General features: G+C 51.8%; 18 protein-coding genes and 1 tRNA gene. 13 read left to right on the forward strand and 6 right to left on the reverse strand.

The genetic code is table 11. The annotated features are described in order from the left end of the window. The first annotated feature begins 651 nt into the window (after positions 1-651). Complete coding sequence (locus DFP95_RS22920) at positions 652-1,395, forward strand: SDR family oxidoreductase (protein WP_115995028.1); 744 nt, start codon at positions 652-654, stop codon at positions 1,393-1,395. Positions 1,396-1,483: 88 nt separating this feature from the next. Here DFP95_RS22920 and DFP95_RS22925 read toward each other — a convergent pair whose 3' ends face one another. Further along, positions 1,484-2,383 (reverse strand): PhzF family phenazine biosynthesis protein, encoded by a 900-nt coding sequence (locus DFP95_RS22925; protein WP_115995029.1) that lies wholly within the window; start codon positions 2,381-2,383, stop codon positions 1,484-1,486. Between the two features lie 143 nt (positions 2,384-2,526). Here DFP95_RS22925 and DFP95_RS22930 point away from each other — a divergent pair, with 143 nt between their 5' ends. Beyond that, positions 2,527-3,396, forward strand: coding sequence for a LysR family transcriptional regulator (locus DFP95_RS22930; protein ID WP_147304210.1), 870 nt, complete (start codon positions 2,527-2,529; stop codon positions 3,394-3,396). Between the two features lie 35 nt (positions 3,397-3,431). Further along, positions 3,432-3,656, forward strand: a complete 225-nt coding sequence (locus DFP95_RS22935; RefSeq protein ID WP_115995030.1) for a hypothetical protein — start codon at positions 3,432-3,434, stop codon at positions 3,654-3,656. A 388-nt stretch (positions 3,657-4,044) separates the two neighbouring features. Here DFP95_RS22935 and DFP95_RS22940 read toward each other — a convergent pair. Beyond that, a tRNA-Met gene (locus DFP95_RS22940) sits at positions 4,045-4,121 on the reverse strand. 166 nt (positions 4,122-4,287) lie between these two features. Between DFP95_RS22940 and lepB the strand changes: the two genes are divergently transcribed. From lepB to DFP95_RS22980, 8 genes are all read left to right on the forward strand, one after another. Further along, the gene (gene lepB, locus DFP95_RS22945; RefSeq protein WP_115995031.1) at positions 4,288-4,836 is read left to right on the forward strand and encodes a signal peptidase I; all 549 of its coding nucleotides are present in this window, start codon (positions 4,288-4,290) and stop codon (positions 4,834-4,836) included. 88 nt (positions 4,837-4,924) lie between these two features. Then, positions 4,925-6,685, forward strand: a complete 1,761-nt coding sequence (locus DFP95_RS22950) for an ABC transporter ATP-binding protein (protein ID WP_245987893.1) — start codon at positions 4,925-4,927, stop codon at positions 6,683-6,685. Next, complete coding sequence (locus DFP95_RS22955) at positions 6,682-8,454, forward strand: ABC transporter ATP-binding protein (RefSeq protein WP_115995032.1); 1,773 nt, start codon at positions 6,682-6,684, stop codon at positions 8,452-8,454. Before DFP95_RS22950 ends, DFP95_RS22955 begins: the two co-directional genes overlap by 4 nt. A gap of 228 nt (positions 8,455-8,682) precedes the next feature. Continuing rightward, positions 8,683-10,035 carry a sugar ABC transporter substrate-binding protein gene (locus DFP95_RS22960; RefSeq protein WP_115995033.1) on the forward strand — a complete coding sequence of 451 codons (1,353 nt, stop codon included), beginning with the start codon at positions 8,683-8,685 and terminating at the stop codon, positions 10,033-10,035. 97 nt (positions 10,036-10,132) lie between these two features. Continuing rightward, positions 10,133-11,023, forward strand: coding sequence for a carbohydrate ABC transporter permease (locus DFP95_RS22965; RefSeq protein ID WP_115995034.1), 891 nt, complete (start codon positions 10,133-10,135; stop codon positions 11,021-11,023). A gap of 17 nt (positions 11,024-11,040) precedes the next feature. Beyond that, entirely contained in the window at positions 11,041-11,865 is an 825-nt protein-coding gene (locus DFP95_RS22970) for a carbohydrate ABC transporter permease (protein ID WP_115995035.1), read from the forward strand. Between the two features lie 35 nt (positions 11,866-11,900). Continuing rightward, complete coding sequence (locus DFP95_RS22975) at positions 11,901-13,709, forward strand: sensor histidine kinase (RefSeq protein WP_115995036.1); 1,809 nt, start codon at positions 11,901-11,903, stop codon at positions 13,707-13,709. Beyond that, a complete protein-coding gene (locus DFP95_RS22980) occupies positions 13,690-14,853 on the forward strand; it encodes a response regulator transcription factor (RefSeq protein ID WP_115995037.1) in 1,164 nt (387 codons plus the stop codon). The genes DFP95_RS22975 and DFP95_RS22980 overlap by 20 nt, the downstream gene beginning before the upstream one ends. Positions 14,854-14,896: 43 nt before the next feature. On the opposite strand, the gene DFP95_RS22985 is transcribed toward DFP95_RS22980, so the two are convergent. Next, on the reverse strand, positions 14,897-15,649 hold the full coding sequence (locus tag DFP95_RS22985; RefSeq protein WP_115995038.1) for an exodeoxyribonuclease III: 753 nt from the start codon (positions 15,647-15,649) through the stop codon (positions 14,897-14,899). Positions 15,650-15,814: 165 nt separating this feature from the next. Here DFP95_RS22985 and murI point away from each other — a divergent pair, with 165 nt between their 5' ends. Beyond that, positions 15,815-16,591 (forward strand): glutamate racemase, encoded by a 777-nt coding sequence (gene murI, locus DFP95_RS22990; RefSeq protein WP_115995039.1) that lies wholly within the window; start codon positions 15,815-15,817, stop codon positions 16,589-16,591. Positions 16,592-17,780: 1,189 nt separating this feature from the next. Here murI and DFP95_RS23000 read toward each other — a convergent pair. The 3 genes from DFP95_RS23000 to fabV are packed head-to-tail and all read right to left on the reverse strand — an operon-like array spanning position 17,781 to position 20,839. Next, positions 17,781-18,905: an AbrB family transcriptional regulator gene (locus tag DFP95_RS23000; protein WP_115995041.1), complete on the reverse strand. Its 1,125-nt coding sequence runs from the start codon at positions 18,903-18,905 to the stop codon at positions 17,781-17,783. Then, complete coding sequence (locus tag DFP95_RS23005) at positions 18,905-19,636, reverse strand: MBL fold metallo-hydrolase (protein ID WP_115995042.1); 732 nt, start codon at positions 19,634-19,636, stop codon at positions 18,905-18,907. The genes DFP95_RS23000 and DFP95_RS23005 overlap by 1 nt, the downstream gene beginning before the upstream one ends. Positions 19,637-19,648: 12 nt before the next feature. Further along, positions 19,649-20,839 (reverse strand): enoyl-ACP reductase FabV, encoded by a 1,191-nt coding sequence (gene fabV, locus DFP95_RS23010; protein ID WP_115995043.1) that lies wholly within the window; start codon positions 20,837-20,839, stop codon positions 19,649-19,651. Positions 20,840-21,093: 254 nt separating this feature from the next. Between fabV and DFP95_RS23015 the strand changes: the two genes are divergently transcribed. Continuing rightward, a complete protein-coding gene (locus DFP95_RS23015) occupies positions 21,094-21,702 on the forward strand; it encodes a M15 family metallopeptidase (protein WP_115995044.1) in 609 nt (202 codons plus the stop codon). Positions 21,703-21,784: the final 82 nt, after the last annotated feature.

The raw sequence follows: 21,784 nt of genomic DNA on the forward strand, positions 1-21,784 counted from the left end.
ATCTGTTTATCCGTTTTTAAAGGATTTTAGAAAAGGATGCGGACGAACCATTTTTCATTCATGGCGATGATGCTGGCATCATCTTTGGTTAGTAAGGAAATCGGACTAAGTCCGTCCACCACGAGCAAACAGCCGCGAGATAGCGAAGAAACTTAGCTAACTCCGCCCACAGGAAGCGAAGAGTCCCGAGATAGCGAAGAAACTTGGCTAACTCCGTCCATCGGAAGCTAACAGCCGCGAGATAGCGAAGAAACTTAGCTAATTCCGTCCGCCACGAGCAAACAGTCCCGAGTCAGCGAAGGAAGTTAGCTAACTCCGTCCACCATGAGCAATCAGTCCCGAGATAGCGAAGGAAGTTAGCTAACTCCGTCCACCATGTGCAAACAGCCGCGAGATAGCGAAGAAACTTAGCTAATTCCGTCCGCCGCGAGCAAACAGTCCCGAGACAGCGAAGAAACTTTGCTAACTCTGCAACTGTGGTTCACCATTTCTGATAGGCTGCAACCCAGGCATTTCCTCGACCAAAACAAATTCCTAATCAAATGACAAATAATAATAAATGTCACTTGAAATTCGTGTTCGACCGAGATATAATCAATTCAGCAAAGACGAGAGAGCGCATGATCACCGGAAATCAAAGGAGGAAATAATATGGGAAACAAGTTATCCGGCAAAGTGGCATTGGTTACGGGAGCTTCGAGAGGTATCGGACGAGAGATAGCAGAAGTGTTGGCACGCAATGGCGCGAAAGTCGTCGTAAACTATACGAGCAGCCCGGATAAAGCGGAGGAAGTCGTGAGCGGAATTAAGAACGAGGGTGGAGAAGCGCTGGCAGTTCAAGCGGATATCAGCCGTGTGGCAGAAGTGGAGATGCTGTTCAAGAAGACGTTGGAAGCATTCGGACAGGTAGATATCCTTGTCAACAACGCCGGCATCATGATCACCAAGCCTATCTCCAATGTGACGGAAGAGGACTTCGACAGACAATTCGCGATCAACGTGAAGGGTACCTATTTCGCCATCCAGCAAGCGGCGATTCATATGAGTCCGAACGGGCGCGTAATCAATATCTCGACTTCGGTGATTGGTGCCATGTTCCCGAACTATAGCGTGTATGCCGCGACCAAGGGAGCCGTGGAACAGATTACTCGACAATTGGCCAAGGAGTTAGGACCAAAAGGAATAACGATCAATGCGATCGCGCCGGGGCCGGTGAACACGGAACTCTTCAAGGTCGGCAAAACGGAAGAGCAGATCAAGGGCTTCGTGAACATGAATTCATTGGGCAGGCTAGGCGAGCCGGAGGACATTTCAAGCGTCATTTTGTTCATGGCCGGCGAGGAATCGCGCTGGATGACGGGCCAAACCGTTCGCGTGAATGGCGGATACGTGTAAAAATAAATTCAATTCCTAAAAAAGAGCAAGCCGGACATTCCGCGAGAGGGAATAGCTGACTTGCTCTCTTTCATGCATAGCAACTCGATTACCTTATCGTAATCAGCCCTTCGATCGTGATGACCGCCGACCCCGCAACCTCGATTCTAGGCGCAGTCTCTTGAGGAGTAACCGTAATGTACAGAGTTCCCGGTCTGCCGATCGCATGACCTTGGCCTACTTTAAGTCGAGTTTGTTCCATTTCCGGCAAAATCCCCTCCAAATACAAGTAACCCGCCAACGCTCCATTAGCCGCGCCTGTGACCGGATCCTCCGCGATTCCGATCGCGGGAGCGAAATCCCTCGTGTAGAGATCGAATTCTCCATGCATATCGAATGTGAACAGGTGCGTAGTCGACACTTGTAGCTCCTTGTTCATCCTGCCTAGCTCCTTTAGCTGCGGAGTAGCCGAGTCAATCGCTGATCGGGTTCGGACCGGAACGAACAGATGCCAGTTGCCCGTGCTGCCAAGCCTAATGGGATAACGGTCATCCACGTCACCGGGATGGATGCCGACAAGCTCGGCAACTCTCTCGATCGAGATGTCGATTTCTTGCGTACGAGGAGGCAATTGCGTCATGGATACGCGAGCGAGCCGGTTATTCTCGATAATCCACTCGACGGGAACGAGACCGACATTCGTTTCCAGCGCGACCCTGTCGCCCTTTTCCAAGTAGCCGTATTTTTCGGCGAGCAACCACGAAAGCGCAACGGTCGCATGCCCGCAAAAGTTGATTTCCTCCGTAGGCGTAAAGTAGCGAACGCGATAGTCCGCATCGGGACGCGACGGCGGGAGCAAGAAAACCGATTCCGGCAAATTCAGTTCGCCGGCAATTTTCTGCATTTCCTCCGTCGTTAAACTGCCCGCTTCCGGGATAACTCCCGCCGGATTGCCCCCGAACGACACGTCCGTAAAAGCATCGATATGATAGATCTCAAGCTGTTTCATAAATGTGCCTCCTGTGAATGAAGCTATCGCGTATCGACTTCCTTTTCTACAGTTTATGTGCATAATATAGATAAGTAAAATGAATGTTATGAATCTATAGCATCTGTAACTCTCATGTAAAATAGTGCGGAGGCGGCGAATTTGTGAACCTTTTTCAGATCGAGGTGCTCGTGAAGGTAGCGGAAACGGGGAATTTCACGAAAGCCGGAGATATGCTAGGCCTCACGCAATCCGGGGTTAGCCATAACATATCCGCATTGGAAACGGAGTTGGGAGTCCAACTTCTGAATCGAGGAAGAAGCGGAGTTACTTTGACGGACGCCGGAACGAGGATTATCGGCCATATGCGAAGCATGCTTGTGGAATCAGAGCATATTAAACAGCAAACCGCTGCTATCGTCGGCATGGAGATCGGTAAAATCAAGGTCGGATGCTTTCCCAGCGTCTCCATGAAAGTACTTCCGAAGATTCTTACCGCGTTCAAAGCTCGGCATAAGGGAATCGAGCTCGAACTCCATGAGGGGAAATATAACGACATTCTGGAGTGGATCGCCAACGGCGTCGTAGATATCGGATTCGTAATTTTGCCAGTCTACAGCGGCATGGAGTTCATCCCTTTAATGGAAGATAGGCTTGTCGTCGTGATACCCGCGGACCATCCGCTTTGCAATGAACGATTCCTAAGCGTGGAACAGATCGCGGGAGAACCGTTCATCATGCCTAAAGCAGGTTGCGAGGTGCTCGTCGGCGAGCGTTTTCGATTGGCCGGCCTCAAGCCTAACGTACATTTCGAAGTGGAGGACAATCCGACGATTCTTTCTATGGTTCAGGAAGGGCTTGGGGTGACAATCGTTCCCCGCCTGACGTTGCCGACGGGCTATTCGGGAGCACACGTGGCCGAGTTGGTTCCGCAAGCTCTTCGACGCATCGGATTAGCCGTTAAGTCCTTGAAGGATAGCACTCCAGCCACGAAAGCGTTCATCAAGGTGGCGGAGCAACTTGTGTTAGAATAAGAATCATATCGAAATTTAACAATCGGAGATGCGAAATGAGTAAAAACAAAGTATGGAACAGAGGAAAACACAATGGCCGCGGATTGCCTCCGCGCGAAGTTAAAGAAGCGAATCCCGTAACAGGCAGTTCGGGGGGGATTCAGGCGGAGGGTTCGGCCGCTACGGTTATTCCCGCTCGTATCAATACGGTACAGCGGATGAGCAGGGACAATTGGGTGGGACGGGTTACTCCGGTAAAACGGGGAGAGAAGAAAGAGTAAGCCGGTGAGCGTCTTGCCAAAGTCGGCAATCCATGCGCAGTTAGCCGTCCAAACCGGGTAACTCTCGCCAAAGCGGGCCACCCGTGCGCAGTTAGCCGTCCAAACCGGGTAATTCTCGCCAAAGTCGGTCATCCGAGAGGAGTTAGCCGTCCAAACCGGGTAATTCTCGCTAAAGTCGGTCATCCGAGAGGAGTTAGCCGTCCAAACCGGGTAACTCCCGCCAAAGTCGGCGACCCGCGAGTAGTTACGCGTCTAAAACGAGTATTGGATTGCTATAGTCAGACTACCTGGTGGGCTAGTCTGCATGTTCGCCGAAGCGCGGCCAGACAAAAATAAAATCCCCGGTAGAAAACACCGGGGATTACTTATGTCGCGTATAAGTTGTTTTTGGTTGCGGGGGCAGGATTTGAACCTGCGGCCTTCGGGTTATGAGCCCGACGAGCTACCGGGCTGCTCCACCCCGCGACATTGATGTACGAGCCGTTTTACCGTTACCCGTGAACAGATTTATAATACTATAGTACTTGGCTGGAATAAGCAAGCGTATAATATTAACAGTCGTCCAATGTGATGATTTCGGCTACCGGATGTGATAAAATGTGGAAAAGCCTAAGCCTAAGGACGTGTCCCTATGACGATATTGAAGAAGATACGAAGCTGGATAAGCTCCTTGGCAATCGCGTTCGTTCTATCGTTGATTATCGGAATCTTCCTTTTTCAACCGTATAAAGTAGACGGGCATTCCATGGATCCTACCCTTCGCGATAATCAGAGAGTATACGTCTCGAAGTTATCCCATACGTTCTCTTATTTCCCTAAATACGGCGACATCGTCATTATCGATAGCCGAGTCGACCGCGATCGCGATTTCATGGACGACGTCATGGACAATCCGTTGTTTCAGCTCATCCTAAATAAGGACGATAATTATTTCTACGTGAAGAGAGTCATAGGCAAGCCGGGCGACGTATTGGAATTGAAGGAGCATATTCTATATCGCAACGGCATACCGCTGGACGAACCTTACGTGAAGGAAGCCATGAACGAAAGCGACGAAGAGAAGTGGGTCGTGCCGGACAAACATATTTTCGTTATGGGCGACAACCGCAACAACAGCGAAGACAGTCGGGCGATCGGGTATATTCCGCTAAATCACGTAATCGGCACTAAAGTGCTGTAGCCGTAAGTGGCGATAACGGCGATAACCCCCATTGGGAGGTTATCGCTTTTTTATTTCCGAATTCGACGCAGAGGAGGGAGGGGCATCCATGAGCAAGTCGCCTACGAAGAGTAATTCGGTCAGCCATTATTACGCGATGCTGCACCGATACCTGCTACCGCAAAGGCGAACGTTGATCGGATTGGCGATTCTGCTATTCGCATCTATCGGACTTCAATTGATCAACCCGCAAATCATTCGCTATTTTATCGACACCGCTCAGTCCGACGGATCCTTGACCCCGCTCTATTATGCGGCCGCCATGTTTATCGGGTTTTCCCTCATTCAACAGATCGTATCCGTCATCGCGACCTATGCGAGCGAGAACCTGGCTTGGCGCACGACGAACCAACTGCGGGGAGATTTAGCCGAGCACGGCCTCAAGTTGGACATGTCTTTTCACAAAACGAACACGACCGGTTCGATCATCGAACGAGTAGATGGCGACGTAAACGCGTTGGCTAACTTTTTCTCCAGCTTCATCATTCATCTTGCGGGTAATCTGCTGCTCATGCTAGGCATTATCATTCTTCTTTTTCGGGAGAACTTTTGGATAGGAACAGCTATGCTAGTATTCGTCGTTGCGGCCGTCTACGTCATTCAGTGGATTCGCAAGTTCGCCTTGCCCGTATGGACCAAGTGGCGCCAGATCAACGCCGACTTCTACGGGTTCATCGGAGAGCACCTCGAAGGAACGGAAGATACGCGAGCCAACGGAGCAACCGGCTTCGTTATGAATAGGTTCTACTCGTTGCTGCGCAGGATGCTGCCGATTCGAACGAAGGCATTCCTCGGCTTCGCGTCGATGTGGAATACGACGATTATCATATTCGCGTTGGGGAACGCGATGGCCTTCGCTATTAGCGCGTATCTCTGGAAGAATGGAAGCATTACCATCGGGACGGTGTATTTGATCTTCTATTATACGGAGCTGCTTGCCAAGCCCATCGAGAAGCTCCGTACCCAGATCGAAGATCTGCAGAAAGCGGATGCCAGCTTAGTCCGGATACGAGAGCTGCTAGCTACGCGTTCCAAGATCGAGGACGGCCCGGGAACGAAGCTTCCGCCGGGTCCCTTGTCGGTGGAGTTCAAGAATATGACGTTCTCGTACGAGGACGCGCCTACTCTCGAGGAAATCAATATTCGGCTTCAGCCTGGCGAGGTACTCGGACTGTTAGGCAGAACAGGCAGCGGGAAAACGACGCTTGCCCGGTTGTTGCTCCGCTTCTACGATCCGCAGCAAGGCGGCATCGAACTCGGCGGAACGGACATCCGGCAATTCAAGCTTAGCGAATTGAGGACGAACGTTGCGCTCGTCACTCAGAACATAGAGATATTGCAAGGAAGCGTGAGGGACAACCTCACATTCTACGACGAAAGCGTGAAGGACGAGAATATCGTGCGCGTGCTCAGAGACCTTGGACTCGGAGGGTGGTACGAATCGCTTCCGGAAGGGTTGGACACGCAATTGGCGTCCGGAGGCGGAAGCCTATCCGCGGGAGAAGCACAGCTACTCGCCTTCGCCAGGGTATTCTTGACGAATCCCGGTCTAGTCATATTAGATGAGGCGTCTTCGCGTCTAGATCCGTTAACGGAATATCGGATGGAGCAGGCGATCGATCAATTGCTGACCGATCGCTCCTGCTTGATTATCGCTCACCGCTTGGCGACGGTCGAGCGCGCGGATCGAATCGTTATTCTTGAGCAAGGCCGCGTCGTAGAGGCGGGACTTCGAACGAAGCTGGCATCCGACCCGGAATCGCGGTTCAGTCGTATGCTTGCGGCCGGACTCGAGGAGGTGTTGGCATGAGTACTTTTACGTATATGTGGAGATTGATCCGGTACCGGCCGACGTGGTATATCTTGAATGCCGTCGTATGGACGGGCATTTACTTAATGCCGATCGTCCCCGGCCTTCTGACGAAGGAATTTTTCGATTCGTTGGCGGGACAATCCGCAACGAATCTTGGAACTTGGGGATTGATCGCGCTATTGATGGGATTCGCCATGGCCCGGTGCGCAAGCGTGTATGTCGGCTTCATAACGGACGTGAACTTCCGTTTCCGAATGGGTATGCTGCTGCGCAGGAATCTACTGGAGCATATTCTGAAGGAGCCTGGAGCCAGAGCGATTCCCGTATCTCCAGGCGAAGCCATCAGCCACTTCCGCGACGATGTCGATCAATCGGAAGAAGCCGCTAGCTGGTCCGTCGACGTCTTCGGCATGACGTGCTTCGCGGCCGTATCCGGCTACATCCTCGTGCAGATCGACGCGCGCATGACGGTACTCGTCTTCTTGCCGTTAGTCGTTGTCGTCATTGCCGCGCAGCTCGCGACGACGCGTCTGCAGAAGTATCGTTCGGATAGCCGCGAATCAACGGCCAAGGTAACGGGTGCGATCAGCGAAATGTTCGGCAGCGTTCAAGCGATTCAAATCGCGGGAGCGGAAGAACGCGTGATGGGGCGATTCCGCGAGTTGAACGACAACCGCCGCAAGATGATGCTGAAGGATAAGCTGATGACCGAAGTGCTGGACTCCGTGTTCTCAAACACGGTGAATCTAGGTACGGGGCTCATTCTGTTGCTTGCCGGTCAGCAGATGCGGGGCGGCGAGTTCACGGTCGGGGATTTCTCGCTGTTCGTCTACTACTTAACATTCGTGACGCAATTCATTTCCAATTTCGGTAAATTCCTTACTTACTTCAAGCAGATGGCGGTAGCGCTTCTTCGCTTGACGAGAATTCTTCAAGGTGCTCCTGCAAGCGTGCTTACGGCTGACCGATCGTTGCATATTAGGGACGAAGAAACGGAAGCGGATGCTAAAGACGCCGCCCCTCTTCCTTCTGACGAACGTCTGAATCGCTTGGAAGCGAACGATCTGACCTTCAAATATCCGGAAACCGGGAGAGGGATCGAAGGAATCAACCTGAGTCTGGCAAGAGGAACGTTCACGGTCGTGACGGGGCCGATCGGGTCCGGCAAAACGACGTTGGTAAGAACGTTGCTCGGGCTGCTCCCGCAAGACGAGGGTACGATCCGTTGGAATGGCCGCAAGGTGAGTGATGCCGGCTCTTTCTTCGTTCCTCCGCGAAGCGCATATACCGCTCAAGTGCCGAGACTCTATAGCGATACGCTTAGGGAAAATATTCTCTTGGGAGAAGAGGATAAGGCGGACAGGCTAACGCGAGCGCTGCATACTTCCGTTCTGGAGGACGATATCGGGCATCTGCAAGGAGGTCTCGATACAGTCATCGGCCCTCGCGGGGTTAAGCTGTCCGGTGGTCAGGCGCAGAGAACGGCGGCAGCGAGAATGTTGGTGAGGGACGCGGAGCTTTATGTGTTCGATGACTTATCCAGCGCTCTAGACGTAGAGACCGAGCAGAAGTTATGGTCCCGCCTTTTCGCGGACCGAAGAGACGCGACATGCCTTGTGGTGTCCCACCGGAAAGCGGCCTTGGCTCATGCGGATCACATTATCGTCATGAAGGAAGGTTCGATCGAAGCGGAGGGAACGTTGGAAACGTTGCTTGCCGGCAATGAATCCTTCCGAAAGCTGTGGCACGGCGACGAAAGCCAGTGAGAATGAGGATCGGGAAGAAGGGTTATCCCCATTGTCGAGTAATCGATATTGGGTGATAACCCTTCTTGAACGTTTACTGCCGTCCCAAGGAAGACGAAGCCGTTTTGTTTGTCTTTTACATATTCAACCTTTAAAAAGTAAACCTTAAGTCATAAAGTTCCCGCATTGTTCGATCGTTTCAACGTGCGGCATAATGAGATTACAACTTTCCGAGGGGGAAAAATAAAAATGGCTAAAAAAATGAAAACGGTTGGCATGGTACTGGCGGCAAGCGCTTTAACTCTAAGCTTGGCGGCATGCGGATCCAACAACGATAGCGGCAACAATGCTTCTCCATCCGGTTCGGCACCGGCTGCAAGCGAAGGCGGCGCGGCTGGCGGCGAGAACGTATCCATCACGTTCCAGAACATCTACCCGGATCCGACTACTCCGACTGCGAAAGCTTTGAAGCAATTGGTTCAAGAGTATCAAGACGCTCATCCGAACGTGAAGATCGAGTTGGATACGCTTAACACAGACAACCAGAAGCAAAAGCTAAAAACGCAAGCGGCGTCCAAACAAATTCCGGATATCACGATGGTTAACCCGGCTGCGCAAATGAAACCTTTCGTAGATGCCGGTTTGTTCGCCCCATTGAATGACGTTCTTGACAAAAACGGACTGAAAGACACTTACCAAGCGGGTTTGCTTGATAACTACAGCTTCGATGGCAACGTTTACGCCTTGCCTGACGGCAACAATATCGAAGTCGTTTTCTACAACAAAGAATTGTTCGAGCAAGCGGGTATCAGCAAGATTCCTACGACGTTCGACGAAATGCTCGAAGACGTAAAAGCGCTTAAAGCAAAAGGAATTACTCCGATCGCGATCGGAGAAAAGGATTCTTGGACGGGTTCGTTCCTATTCATGAATATCCTTCTTCGTACCAACGGCGGCCCAGGATTCTTGTCTGACGTCGTAAGCGGCAAGAAAACATTCGAAGATCCTGCGTTCATTACGGCAGTAGACAAATTCCAAGATCTCGTTCAAGCCGGCGCATTCCCGGACGGCGCGACTTCTATCGACGCTACTGCGGGATCCAACCTATTCAAAACAGGTAAAGCCGCAATGTTCATCTTGGGAACATGGGAAACAGGCGCAATCGATTCTTCTTCGGTCGGCAGCAAAGTCGGCGCGTTCCAATTCCCGACTGTTGACGGCAAAGGCGATCTGAACGAGTACATGCTTGCTCCGGGTACCGCTTTCGCGATTTCCGCTAACAGCAAGCACATCGATGTAGCCAAAGATTTCTTGAACTTCTACACGCTGAACCTGCCTAAAGTTCAATTCGAATTGAAGAATGCGGTAGGACAGCCTCAGAAGGTCGAAGGAGACCTTAAAGCAGCTGGGTATTCCGACCTTTCGATCGACGTCATGAACATGTTCCAAGGCGTTAAAGGCGGCGACCTCGCGTTCGATAACACGATGGTTCCGGCTGTAGCCCAAGTTCACTTGAACAGCTTGCAAAACCTGTTCGTGCAAAAAGTGGAATCGTCTCAAGTAGCTAAAGAACACCAAGCTGCTTACGAAGCCAATAAATAATCCGCCAAACGGAACGGATGCGAAGGAGCCGCGGAAACGCGTTTTCCTTCGCATCCCGCTTTGGTTTTAGTGAAATCGATGAAGGAGGCGAAAAGCCTTGAACGTCCTAAAGGTTCCCGGTCGTACGATTGCCGTGTTTATATTGCCGGCTCTACTCCTGTACGTTTGTATTGTGTTCATTCCGATTATCGTGTCGTTCTATACCGGGACGCTCGAATGGGACGGAATCGGCGATTCGAAATTCGTCGGCTTGGATAACTTCAAGAGAATGTTTTTCGACGATCCCGTGTTCTGGCCATCCGTAAAAAGAACGCTGCTCTATGCCGTAGCGTCCATGATCGAAATTCCGATATGTCTATTCATGGCAATACTACTTAACCGGTACGTCCGCAAAGCGAATAAGTTCGTTTCGATTTATTTTACTCCCGTTATCCTTTCCGTGGTCATCTTGGGTCAATTGTGGAAAACGATCTACAACCCCGAATCCATGGGAGGCATGTTGAACGGCGTGTTAGTCTGGTTCGGGCTCGACAGTTGGACGCATAACTGGCTTACGGAACCGAAATTCGCGATGTACAGCATTTACATCGTGTCGTTGTGGCAGTATTTTGGTTATCACCTTCTGATCCAGTTCACCGGGGTTCAGAATATTCCTTCCGAAATCTATGAAGCGGCGCAGATCGACGGAGCGGAAGGGTTCAAAGCGGACCGTTACATTACGCTGCCCATGATCGTGCCCATCTTTAAAATATCGATCGTTCTCGCGTTTATCGGATCGTTGCAGGCATTCGATTTGGTTATGGTAATGACGGCGGGCGGTCCGGCTCATGCCACCGACGTTATCTCCACCCACATGTACAACAGCTCCTTCTTGTCCATGCAATATGGATACGGAAGCGCAATCGCATCGTTCTTGGTCGTTCTATGCTTGATCTTTACGGTACTGATCAATTTCGGATTAAACAAGCTCGAACGCAAATACAGCTAAGAGAGGGGATACGAACGATGGTCAATCTTAAAAAGGGTCTCGCGTATCTCCTTATCGGAGCGTTATGCGTTACCCAGTTATATCCGTTATTGTGGCTTCTCACATACTCGCTCAAAACCAATGAGGAAATTCTCGACGGCAGCTTCTTCGCACTGCCGAAGACGCCGATCTGGACGAATTACAGCGAGGCTTACAAATCGGGACATTACCTCCAGTATCTCGGTAACAGCGTATTCGTGACCACCATCACGATGGTTTGCGTTATTATTCTTAGCGCGATGGTCGCGTTCGCCATTACCCGGTTCCGTTTCAAATACGGCAACGTGGTCATGCTGATTTTCCTATTAGGCATGATGATTCCGATGCAAGCGACATTGCTGCCGCTGATGATTATTTTCAAGAACGTTAATATTCTCGATACTCATCTATCGCTGATTCTTCCGTATATCGCGTTCTCTACGCCGATCTCGGTATTTATTCTCAGCGGGTTCATGCGCGCGATTCCGAAAGAAATCGAAGAATCGGCGGTTATTGACGGAGCCAGTATCTATCGTATCTTCCGTACGATCATCATTCCGATCTCGATCCCGCCGGTCATGACCGTGTGTATCCTCACTTTTATCACCATTTGGAACGAATATATCTTGGCAGCGACGTTCATCTCCACGGAGAAGCTGAAGACTTTGCCGTTCGGCGTATACTCCTTCGTCAGCCAATATTCGGTCAATTACGGGAATATCGGCGCCTTCCTTGTCATGGGCGCGGCCCCGGTTATTTTGATTTATTTCTTCCTTTCGGATAAAATCACGAAGGGTATGGTCGCGGGTGCAGTCAAAGGATAAACCCGTTCCTCGCGTCCACCGGATGGGGGCATGTCGTGCGTAGGGGTTTCTTCAATACGATTCAATCCAGGTTGTTCTTGCTCTTTCTCGTGAGCATGACTTTAATACTCGTTACGGTAAGCTTGCTGTTCTACGACCGATCGTCGGAGGATTACCAGAATAAAGTATCCGATTTGTCCAAGAAGAACAGCTCGCAAACCGTCGCTTTATTCGATCTATTGCTGAAGGGTTACGACAGCTTGTCGAAATCGCTTAGCAATAATATGGACGTCGTCAGGATTCTTTCGCAGAAAGAAACGAGTCCGGCCGTCGACTACTTTAACGAGCGCTCGATTACCAACGTAATCGGCGCTATTTACTATTCCAGGGATGACTTAATGGGGATACATGTTATATCATTCGGTGGGAAGGTCGTCAGCTTCGGAGATTATGCTAACGTTGTGGATACGATGTACCGCGACGCCGATTGGTTCAAGGAGATTCAGGATTCGTCCGGGCGGATGGAGTGGTTGGGAGTATTCCCGCAATCCGTTATCGACACGTCTCTTAAGAAGCAGGTATTTGCTTTCGGTCGCTTAATTTACGACTTGGATCAGTATAAGCCGATTGGAATCGTTCTCGTCGAGGCAAAACCGCAGCTTATTCTCTCCGCGATGGACAACCTCAAGCTAGGGCCGCATGGCGATGCCTATATTTTTACGGAATCGGACAAGGTCATCGCTTCTTCATCGGATGCACCTCTATTAACGGAGGAAAGCAGGGCCGCCATTGCGGCAAGCGGAGAAGGCGTTTATAGCAGCGGCGACGAGTTGATCGTGACGTCCAAGATCACCGTCGCGGACTGGACGATCGCGAGTAAAACTCCAGTGGCCGATCTGAACGTGGAGCTAGTTCGCACTAAGAGATACTTGGTAGTTGTGTTCGCCATACTCGTCTTTATTTCAATCCTCATCGCCATCTGGGGCTCTCGAACGCTCTCTTTCCCGCTTAAGCGCGTCATCCGCGAGATGAGGAAGGTGGAGGCGGGGGATTTCGACCGCGTGCTTAGCATTCATTCTTACCGCGAGATCGACCAATTGGTCGTTTCGTTTAACCATATGGTTTGGCGAATCGCCGGGCTGATCGAGCAAGTGAAGATTTCGTCAGTCAGCGAGAAGAACGCCGAGATTCAAGCGTTGCAATCGCAGGTTAACCCTCATTTTCTATACAACACGCTGGACATGATCTATTGGCTCTTGGACGAGAAGGGGAACGACAAGCTGGCGGACGTTGTGCTTTCCTTGTCGCATATGTTCCGATATAGCAGTCACTGGGAGAATGAGGCGACGATCGGACAGGAAGTCGAGCAGATCCGTCACTATTTGACCATCATCGAGACGAGGCTGGAGGGCAGGCTCGCCGTTGACATCGACATCGACGAGAGATGGCTGGATTTCCGCGTACCCAAGATGACGCTACAGCCCGTCATCGAGAATGCTGTCAAGCATGGCTTGGAGCCGGTGGGAAGCCAGGGGAAACTGGGAGTTAGCGCGATTCAAGAAGGCGATAGCCTGACGATTACCGTATCGGACAACGGAATCGGCATGAACGAGAATCAACTGGCCGAGCTTAGAAAATCGCTTGAGATCCCGCGGACATCCGAGAGGGGCGGGGACACCCTGGAGCTTGTTACGCATCGGGAGGGCGGAATCGGGATGACTAATTTACAACGAAGGCTAAGGCTTATGTTTGGGGAAAACTATGGGATAACAGTGGAAAGCGCGCCGCTTAAAGGAACTAGCGTCCGAATTCGGTTGCAGCTTCCCGAGAAAGTCGAGGTTCGGAATGAATATACTGGTAGCTGACGATGAGAACGTAATACGAGAAGGCGTGCAACGGACGCTCTTGGCGAATTTTCCGGATTTCCGGGTGGAATTGGCGGCGGATGCGTCGGGGGCGGCCGACGTGATGGATAGAGTGGCTATCGATATCGTCCTTACGGATATTTTGATGCCGGGCATGGACGGTTTGGAATTCATGCAGATTTCCCGCAGGAAATATCCGAACGCCAAATGGGTGGTCATCTCCGCCCACTCCGAGTTCTCTTACGCCCAGAAAGCCATTCAGCTTGGCGCGAGGGATTATTTATTGAAGCCGATCGGCAAGCCGAGGCTGACGGAGTTGATCGAGACGCTTTCGGCGGAAATTATACACGAGCGAGAGGCGACTAACGAAGAGGCGCTTCTTCGCAATGGATTGAAATACTTGCGGGAAGCCGTGTTCCAGAGACTTGCTTCGGGGTTGGATATCGGGAACTTGGACTTGCGATCGTTCACCAGTCGGCACCCCTCCTACTATCTGATTCATGTGGCTTTGGACGCGGGGACGAAGAACGTTCACCTTGAGCATTTTATCATCGAGAACGTGTTCGGGGAGCTCATCGATACCTACGGAGACGGCTTCGTCGTCAGCTTCGACCGCCAAAGCTTGCTCGGGTTTATAAGCGTTGGAGACGAAGCGGAGCTCGGAAAGCTGTTGTCGGAGCTCCGTACCCATCTCAAGCATTATCTGAAGGTTCCGTTTCAGGTGCTGCAGTCCGGCTTGCTGGAGGAAATTAAGGCCGTTCCCCAAGTGGTGGCGCAATTCAGGCAACAGTCGGCCTCGGGTAAGTTCGAAGCCTTGGAGAGCGGAGGAGACAAGGCGATCGACATTGCCTTGCAGTACATACAAGCCCATTATAACGAAGAGCTTTCCCTGGAGAAGGTCGCGGCGATCGTATTTCTTAACCCCGTCTATTTCAGCCAGCTTTTCAAGCAGAAAACGGGACACGGATACAAGGATTACGTCATTTCCTTAAGGCTTGAGCAAGCCAAGAAGCTTCTCGGCGATTCGAAGCTTAAGCTGTCGGACATCGCCGAGCGAATCGGTTATCAGGACGTTCGGCATTTCACGCAGGTGTTCCGCAAGAAGTACGAGATGACGCCGACCGAATACCGTAACGGAAAATGACGAGCGATGAATAGGGATATGGCTATGGCTATTACTAGCGCGGCTAAGCGAGCTCCAGAATGACGGGACAATGGTCGCTTCCCTTGATGTGGCAATCGATCTTAGCGTCCGTAATGGAGGGAGCAAGCCGGGCGGATGCGAGAAAATAATCGATTCTCCATCCGACGTTCCGATCTCTTACGCCAGGCATATTGGACCACCAGGAATAGACGTCCGCCCGGTCGGGGTACAGGTGGCGGAAAGTATCGATGAATCCCGCGTCCAGGAGCCGAGTCATCTTCTCCCGCTCTTCGTCGGTAAAGCCAGATGCGCCGCGGTTGCCTTTGGCGTTCTTGATGTCGATCTCCTGATGGGCGACATTAAGGTCGCCGCATACGATAACGGGCTTAAGCTTGTCCAGTTCCTGCAGGTAGGTACGGAACCGATCCTCCCACTCCAGTCTGTATTCCAGCCTGGATAAGTCTCTCTTGGCATTCGGCGTATAAACCGTGACTAGGTAAAAATCGTCGAATTCGAGCGTCAGCACGCGACCTTCCGGTTCATGATCCTCCTCGATTCCGTAACGTACCGTCAACGGCTTGATCCGGGTGATAACCGCCGTGCCGGAGTAACCTTTCTTTACCGCGTAATTCCAGAACTGCACATACTCCTCGCCGTATTCCAGGCTGATTTGCCCCTCTTGGAGCTTCGTTTCCTGAACGCAGAAAATATCGGCGTCCGTTTCCTTGAAATAGTCGTTAAAGCCTTTATTGACGCACGATCTTAACCCGTTTACGTTCCAGGATACCAGTCTCATCGGCATGTATCTCCTTACCGCTTGTTTTTTTACTAGTGTAACATATAGCAAGTAGGCTTGTGCTCACGCCGACTCCTATGATACGGAACGGGATGACCTTGCTTGGGAGCTTCAGTCGCGATATGCTAAGTGTATCTTCTACTACGATTAATAGGAATAGATAAGATGACAATAGGATTTTTCGATTCGGGTATCGGCGGGCTGACCGTACTGGAGGAATCCCTCCGGAGGCTTCCCGCGCAGGACTACCTTTACATGGCGGACACTCTCCACGTTCCTTACGGTACGAAGGAGCAGGATGAAGTAAGATCATACATTCTAGATGCCATGGAACGCATGATGGGCGAGGGCATCGAAGCATTGGTCGTCGCTTGCAACACGGCTACGAGCATCGCGGTTAGCGAGCTTAGGGAGCTATACTCCTTGCCGATCGTCGGCATGGAGCCGGCCGTGAAGCCGGCCGTGGAGATGAATCGCGCAACGGGTAAAAGAGTGCTCGTATTCGCCACGCCGCTAACCTTGCGACAAGAAAAGTATTACGCGCTCGTATCGCGCGTGGACGAAGGCGGCATCGTCGATTCGCTTCCTCTGCCCGAGCTCGTCCGATATTGCGAGGAGCTGCAGTTCGATAGGCGCGTGCTGGGTGAGTATTTTCGGGAGAAGCTGGCCGGATACGACTTGAACGATTATGGAATCATCGTGCTGGGATGCACGCATTATCCTTTCTACACGAGCATTTTGCGGGATATCCTACCGCCGCACATCCAGATCGTTAACGGGAACGCCGGGACCGTGAGGCGACTAGCCGCGTTGCTAAGCCGATACGGAGTGGCGGTGGGTAGGGGCAGCGGAAACGTCCGCTTCATGTGCACGGGCGACGAGCCCGAGTACATCGACAAAATGCGGAGTGCTCTGGAGTTCCTGCGCCGGGACGAAGTGTGATTGGATAAGTTGTTGCTAATTAGTTTGGGGGCAAATAGTATCGCGTGTGGCGCGCTTATTTTGGTAAGTGGAGCGACTTTGGGTAAATAGCACCGCGAGGCGTGCTTATTTTGCTAAGTGGAGCCACTTTGAAGCAAATAGCACCGCGAGGCACGCTTATTTTGGTAAGTGGAGCGACTTTGAAGCAAATAGCACCGCGAGGCGAGCCTATTTTGGTAAGTGGAGCGACTTTGAGGCAAATAGAACCGCGAGGCGCGCTTATTTTGGTAAGTGGAGCGGCTTTGGGTCAAATAGCACCGCGAGGCGCGCTTATTTTGCTAAGTGGAGCGACTTTGGGTCAAATAGCACCGCGAGGCACGCTTATTTTGGTAAGTGGAGCGACTTTGAAGCAAATAGCACCGCGAGGCGCGCTTATTTAGGTAAGTGGAGCGACTTTGGGTCAAATAGCACCGCGAGGCGAGCCTATTTTGCTAAGTGGAGCGACTTTGAAGCAAATAGTACCGCGAGGCGCGTCTATTTTCCTGCGCGGAGCGACTTTGAAGCAAATAGCAATGCGCCGGCGGGAGGTACTACTTAGTTGGCTAACTGGAGTAGTCCCGGGTAAGGTCCCTACCTTTCCAATAGCGATGTTTTTCACTGTATTAGTGAATAAATTTCAAGTTGTAAGAGGAATAAGGATGGTTTTCATTACTATTGATCTAATTTTGTTCTACTATTCTCAAAAATTCGATCCATAGCGATATTCTTCATCCTACTTTGATTCCAAAATGGTTCAGTCGCTTGAATAGTGATGATTACAATTCTATTTTCCTCGATTCGCTCCTATGGGTAGCATTGATTCCCTCTTGGAGCGACTTTTAGTCAAATAGCACCGCGAGGTGAGCCTATGTTCCCTCTAGGAGCGACTTTGGGGCAAGTAGTAACCGCGAGGCGCGTCTATTTTGCTACATGGAGCGACTTTGAGGAAAATAGTACTGAAGTATACTATTTAACGTGATGAAATTTAAGATGTTTTTTATTACAAATAAGGCCGGGTACCCTAAGGGCGCCCGGCCTTATTTACCATTCGCTCATAATAATAGCAGTCTGTCTAAGCCGATAGCGCTAGGATGTACGAATCGATGATTCTTTCGAGGCTATCGTGAGCATCGGATCGCATGGCTTGACGCCCACTCTGGCTCGATTGGAATTAAGATTTCGACTCGCCGGAGGGCCGCCTTCCCTTGGCGATCCTGCCGAAGAGCACCCGAAGAAGCGGTGGAACGGCGAAGAAGATGAAAAAAGTGCGAAAGATCTGATAGCTGGTCACGATGGAGACGTTCGCATTGATCTCGTGGGCGATGATGCCCATTTGATCCATGCCGCCCGGAGATAGGCTAAGCAAAGCCGTAGGTACGGATACCGAGTGTATCTTGGTCATTAGATAGCTCAGCCCGCAGGCGCCGACGATAAGGATAACGCCGCTAATCAGGGCTAGCGTAACGATGCGGAGCTTGTTCGGCAACTTCTCCGGCTTGAGCAATAGCCCGACATAACATCCGATTACCAACTGGGCCGCGGCGATGAAGGTATCCGGCAACGAAGGACCGTGCACGCCCGACAGATGGAGCACGGCTGCTCCGATTAGCGGGGCTAGCAGAAAGGTCGTAGGGAAGCGTACCTTCTTGCCGAGCAGCGCTAAGCCCGTACATAAGAGCGCATAAGGCAGGATGTCGGGGAGCAGGTCGCTCCAATTCGCGGAGTTCGCCGTAGCCAGCACCGATGCGGCCCCGTTGGAGGGAGAAGAATTTGCTCCCATCAAAGGGCTGAAAATAATAAGAGGCACGAAGACGACGATCATCATCAGCCTGGATACCTGCAGGAAAGCGACGACGGTCATGTCGATTCCCTTAGTCTCCTCGGCAAGCGAGACCATCTGGGTCAGTCCTCCCGGAATGCTGCCCGTCAACGACGTCGGAAAAGAGATGCCGGCCAACCTCGACAATCCGTAAGCGGTGAGCATGCATAGAAGCAAGAGGAGCAAAGTAAGCAGCACCATGGAGGGAAGCTGCCTCACGATCTCCTTAAGCGTATCGTTCGTGAACGACAGCCCGATGGCGTAACCGACGACGATAAGTCCCGCATTCCGTAGGTAGCCGGGCCAATACAGCTGGACCGACTTTACGCTTCTCGAAACGATGCAAACTCCGAGCATTGGCCCGAGGAGCCAAGGAATAGGCATATGAACGAGAGTGAATAGGTAGCCCGATGCTAGCGCGATAAGCAAGGTTATGGCCATTTGCAAGCTTCGGTTGGACGTGGCGAGTAAAGGCATTAGTTCGCTTGCGCGGCCAGTTCGGCAATACGATCGTTGACCCGGTCCTCGAACAGTCCGCCGTGGAAGCAGATGACCTTCTCGATATCGTATTGGGATAAACGGCCAAGGGAACGAAGCGCGAGATTCATGTCGGGAGTGAAGGGTGGGTTAGGTCCCATCAGCTTGCCTTCGTGAACGATCATCGCGTCTCCCGCGATCAAGGTTTTGCTGCGCGGGTGGTACAGGCAAATGTGACCGGGCGTATGGCCCGGGGTGTGAATCACGATCGTTCCCCCTGCGAAGGGTAAAGTCTCTCCATCGTTTAAGATGCGGTTGACGACAGGAGGCGTCGCATCGGAGTAGACGGACCGATACTGATCCGCGACGTCTGGAGACAGCTGCCCGAGCATCATAGTCAATCTATCCTCGGGAACTTTAATTAAGGGGAGAAGCCCATCGATATAAGGCTTATCCGATTCATGCGCGTATACGTCGATTCCGTCGATATCCAGAAACGGAGGAAGGCTTCCGATATGATCGAAGTCTTGGTGGGTCAGAACGACGGCGTTCAGTTTTTCCGTAGAGAGACCGGCATTCCGAATAAGCTCCATTAATTTGCCGTAGTTGCCGGGCGTTCCCGTATCTACCAATACGACTGACGTTTCATCGAAAAAGACGGTCGGATGATAGAACGCCGTTCCCGTTGCCGTGGGTAATTCCAACATTTCTATGCCGTTCGCGATTCTCATTCCGTAGTCCTCCTAAATTAAATTGGGAATATTTACGTTCGGGTCAACGTCCACCTCGTAATCGACGCCGTCGGTTTCGAATCCGAACAGCTGGAAAAATTCGCGACGGTAGCCTTCGAGGTCCGTCAGCCGATAGATGTCGTCCGTCGTTATAGCTGCCCAGATCTTGGCGACCTCTTCTTGAACGTCGTCGCGCAATTCCCAATCGTCGATGCGGATGCGGCCCTCGGCGTCTAACGGAACACCGTCGGCGGAGTAGAGGCGATCCGCGAATAGGCGGTACGTTTGCTCGATGCAGCCTTCGTGGATTCCTTTTTCTTTCATGACTTTATACAAGGCGGAGATGTATAACGGAACGACCGGTATAGCAGAGCTCGATTGCGTGACGAGCGCTTTGCTTACCGTAACGTAAGCGCGTCCGCCGCGAGCGCCTAGCTGCTCGTTTAACCGATGGGCCGTTGCTTCCAGATGATCCTTGGCTTGCCCGATCGAACCTTCGCGATAGATCGCTTGAGTGATTTGCGAACCGATATAAGAATAGGCTATCGTAGTCGCATCGTCGGAAAGCACGCCGCCGTCTCGAAGAGCGTCGATCCACATCTGCCAATCGTCGCCGCCCATGACGTCGACCGTCTCGCGGATTTCATCCTCGGTCGCGGGCTCGATCGTAATATCGGTGACCACTCCGTCGTGGAAGTTGACGGTTTTGTTCGTGTAAGGCTTGCCGATCGGCTTAAGCACGGAATTCGACGTCTCGCCCGTGCGGGGATTCGTGCGGCGAGGGGAGGCAACGCTATATACGACCAGATCGACTTGTCCTAGTTCTTTGCGAATAAGGTCGACCGCCTTCTGCTTAGTCTCGTCCGTGAAGGCATCGCCGGTTACGCTGTACGATTTCAGTCCGGCTTGCGCCGCCGCTTCTTCGAAGGCAGCCGAGTTGTACCATCCGGCGGATGCTGGCCGACCTCCGCCGCGCTCGCCTTGCCGGTAGATGCCGACGGTATTGGCGCCTGCGCCGAATGCCGCTACGATTCGCGATGCCAATCCATAACCGGCGGAAGCGCCGATCACGAGCACGTTGCGCGGACCTTGGATAGCCGCGCGTTCCTTCACGTAGCCGATTTGTTCTTGTACTTGTTGGGCGCAGCCTTGCGGATGCGCGGTCGTGCAGATAAAACCGCGGGTTCTTGGTTTGATGATCATGGTTAAACGAAATCCCTTCTTAGCACGATTGCTGTATTCTGCGTCCGACTGCGGACAATATTACTATTCTAACGATTTTTTCGGTAAAACGGAAATTCTAGATACCGGTATTGCTTTATCGGAGAATTATCAGTCGACGGAGGGATTCTTTTATAAACGGCGTATTTTAGGGCATACTATTAAGAGAGTTAATAGAGTTAGAGAGAAACGGGCTCTTATATATTGCCATGTGAAAGGTAAAGGTAATCAACTATATGAACATTGGTCATCAACAGTCGGATGCCGCGCGCGCGGTACGCTCTAACGCGTTGGGCCGCACCAAGGGGAGACGGTTAACCCTATTAGCTTTGGTCGTGCTTATCGTCGGCGTATTGGCGAATGCGAGCGCGGTTGGGCGTTTGGTGCCAATAGGATGGTTTCGCGAGGTTCCCGCGGTCGAACGACTGAATCCCGTCGTAGCGGAAAATAAAGATAAGTTGATCGCGTTAAGCGAGAAGATCGGCATAGCTATCGTCGTGACCGACGAATTCCGCAGCTCCGCCGAGCAGGATGCCTTGTATCGTAAAGGCAGAGGAGCCGAAGGGGCTATCGTGACCCAAGTGAAAGGCGGGGAGTCATACCACAACTATGGTCTTGCCATCGATTTCGCGTTGGGCGTATCCGGCGGTAAAGTGATCTGGGACTTGGAATACGACGGGAATCGAAACGGCAAATCGGACTGGATGGAAGTCGTCGCCATTGCCAAGAAACTAGGGTTCTCCTGGGGCGGGGATTGGGCTGGTTTTCCCGATTATCCCCATCTGCAGATGGATTTCGGTTATTCCATCGCCCAATTGCAGCGGGGGTGGAGGCCGCCGGTTTAGCTGACCGATATTATCTGACCCAAACAAACAAACAAGCTCTCGGCGATAATCAATATTCGCCGGGAGCTTGTTTGTTTGTATC

Source organism: Cohnella lupini (assembly GCF_003386205.1).
GTDB lineage: Bacteria > Bacillota > Bacilli > Paenibacillales > Paenibacillaceae > Cohnella > Cohnella lupini.

Bases quoted from the DNA above. Each gene is read 5' to 3' on its own strand.
- DFP95_RS23015 (WP_115995044.1), top strand. From the start codon at position 21,094: ATGAACATTGGTCATCAACAGTCGGATGCCGCGCGCGCGGTACGCTCT.
- DFP95_RS23005 (WP_115995042.1), bottom strand. From the start codon at position 19,636: ATGAGAATCGCGAACGGCATAGAAATGTTGGAATTACCCACGGCAACG.
- DFP95_RS22935 (WP_115995030.1), top strand. From the start codon at position 3,432: ATGAGTAAAAACAAAGTATGGAACAGAGGAAAACACAATGGCCGCGGA.
- DFP95_RS22925 (WP_115995029.1), bottom strand. From the start codon at position 2,383: ATGAAACAGCTTGAGATCTATCATATCGATGCTTTTACGGACGTGTCG.
- murI (WP_115995039.1), top strand. From the start codon at position 15,815: ATGACAATAGGATTTTTCGATTCGGGTATCGGCGGGCTGACCGTACTG.
- DFP95_RS22970 (WP_115995035.1), top strand. From the start codon at position 11,041: ATGGTCAATCTTAAAAAGGGTCTCGCGTATCTCCTTATCGGAGCGTTA.
- DFP95_RS22960 (WP_115995033.1), top strand. From the start codon at position 8,683: ATGGCTAAAAAAATGAAAACGGTTGGCATGGTACTGGCGGCAAGCGCT.
- lepB (WP_115995031.1), top strand. From the start codon at position 4,288: ATGACGATATTGAAGAAGATACGAAGCTGGATAAGCTCCTTGGCAATC.
- fabV (WP_115995043.1), bottom strand. From the start codon at position 20,839: ATGATCATCAAACCAAGAACCCGCGGTTTTATCTGCACGACCGCGCAT.
- DFP95_RS22980 (WP_115995037.1), top strand. From the start codon at position 13,690: ATGAATATACTGGTAGCTGACGATGAGAACGTAATACGAGAAGGCGTG.
- DFP95_RS22920 (WP_115995028.1), top strand. From the start codon at position 652: ATGGGAAACAAGTTATCCGGCAAAGTGGCATTGGTTACGGGAGCTTCG.
- DFP95_RS23000 (WP_115995041.1), bottom strand. From the start codon at position 18,905: ATGCCTTTACTCGCCACGTCCAACCGAAGCTTGCAAATGGCCATAACC.
- DFP95_RS22950 (WP_245987893.1), top strand. From the start codon at position 4,925: ATGAGCAAGTCGCCTACGAAGAGTAATTCGGTCAGCCATTATTACGCG.
- DFP95_RS22985 (WP_115995038.1), bottom strand. From the start codon at position 15,649: ATGAGACTGGTATCCTGGAACGTAAACGGGTTAAGATCGTGCGTCAAT.
- DFP95_RS22955 (WP_115995032.1), top strand. From the start codon at position 6,682: ATGAGTACTTTTACGTATATGTGGAGATTGATCCGGTACCGGCCGACG.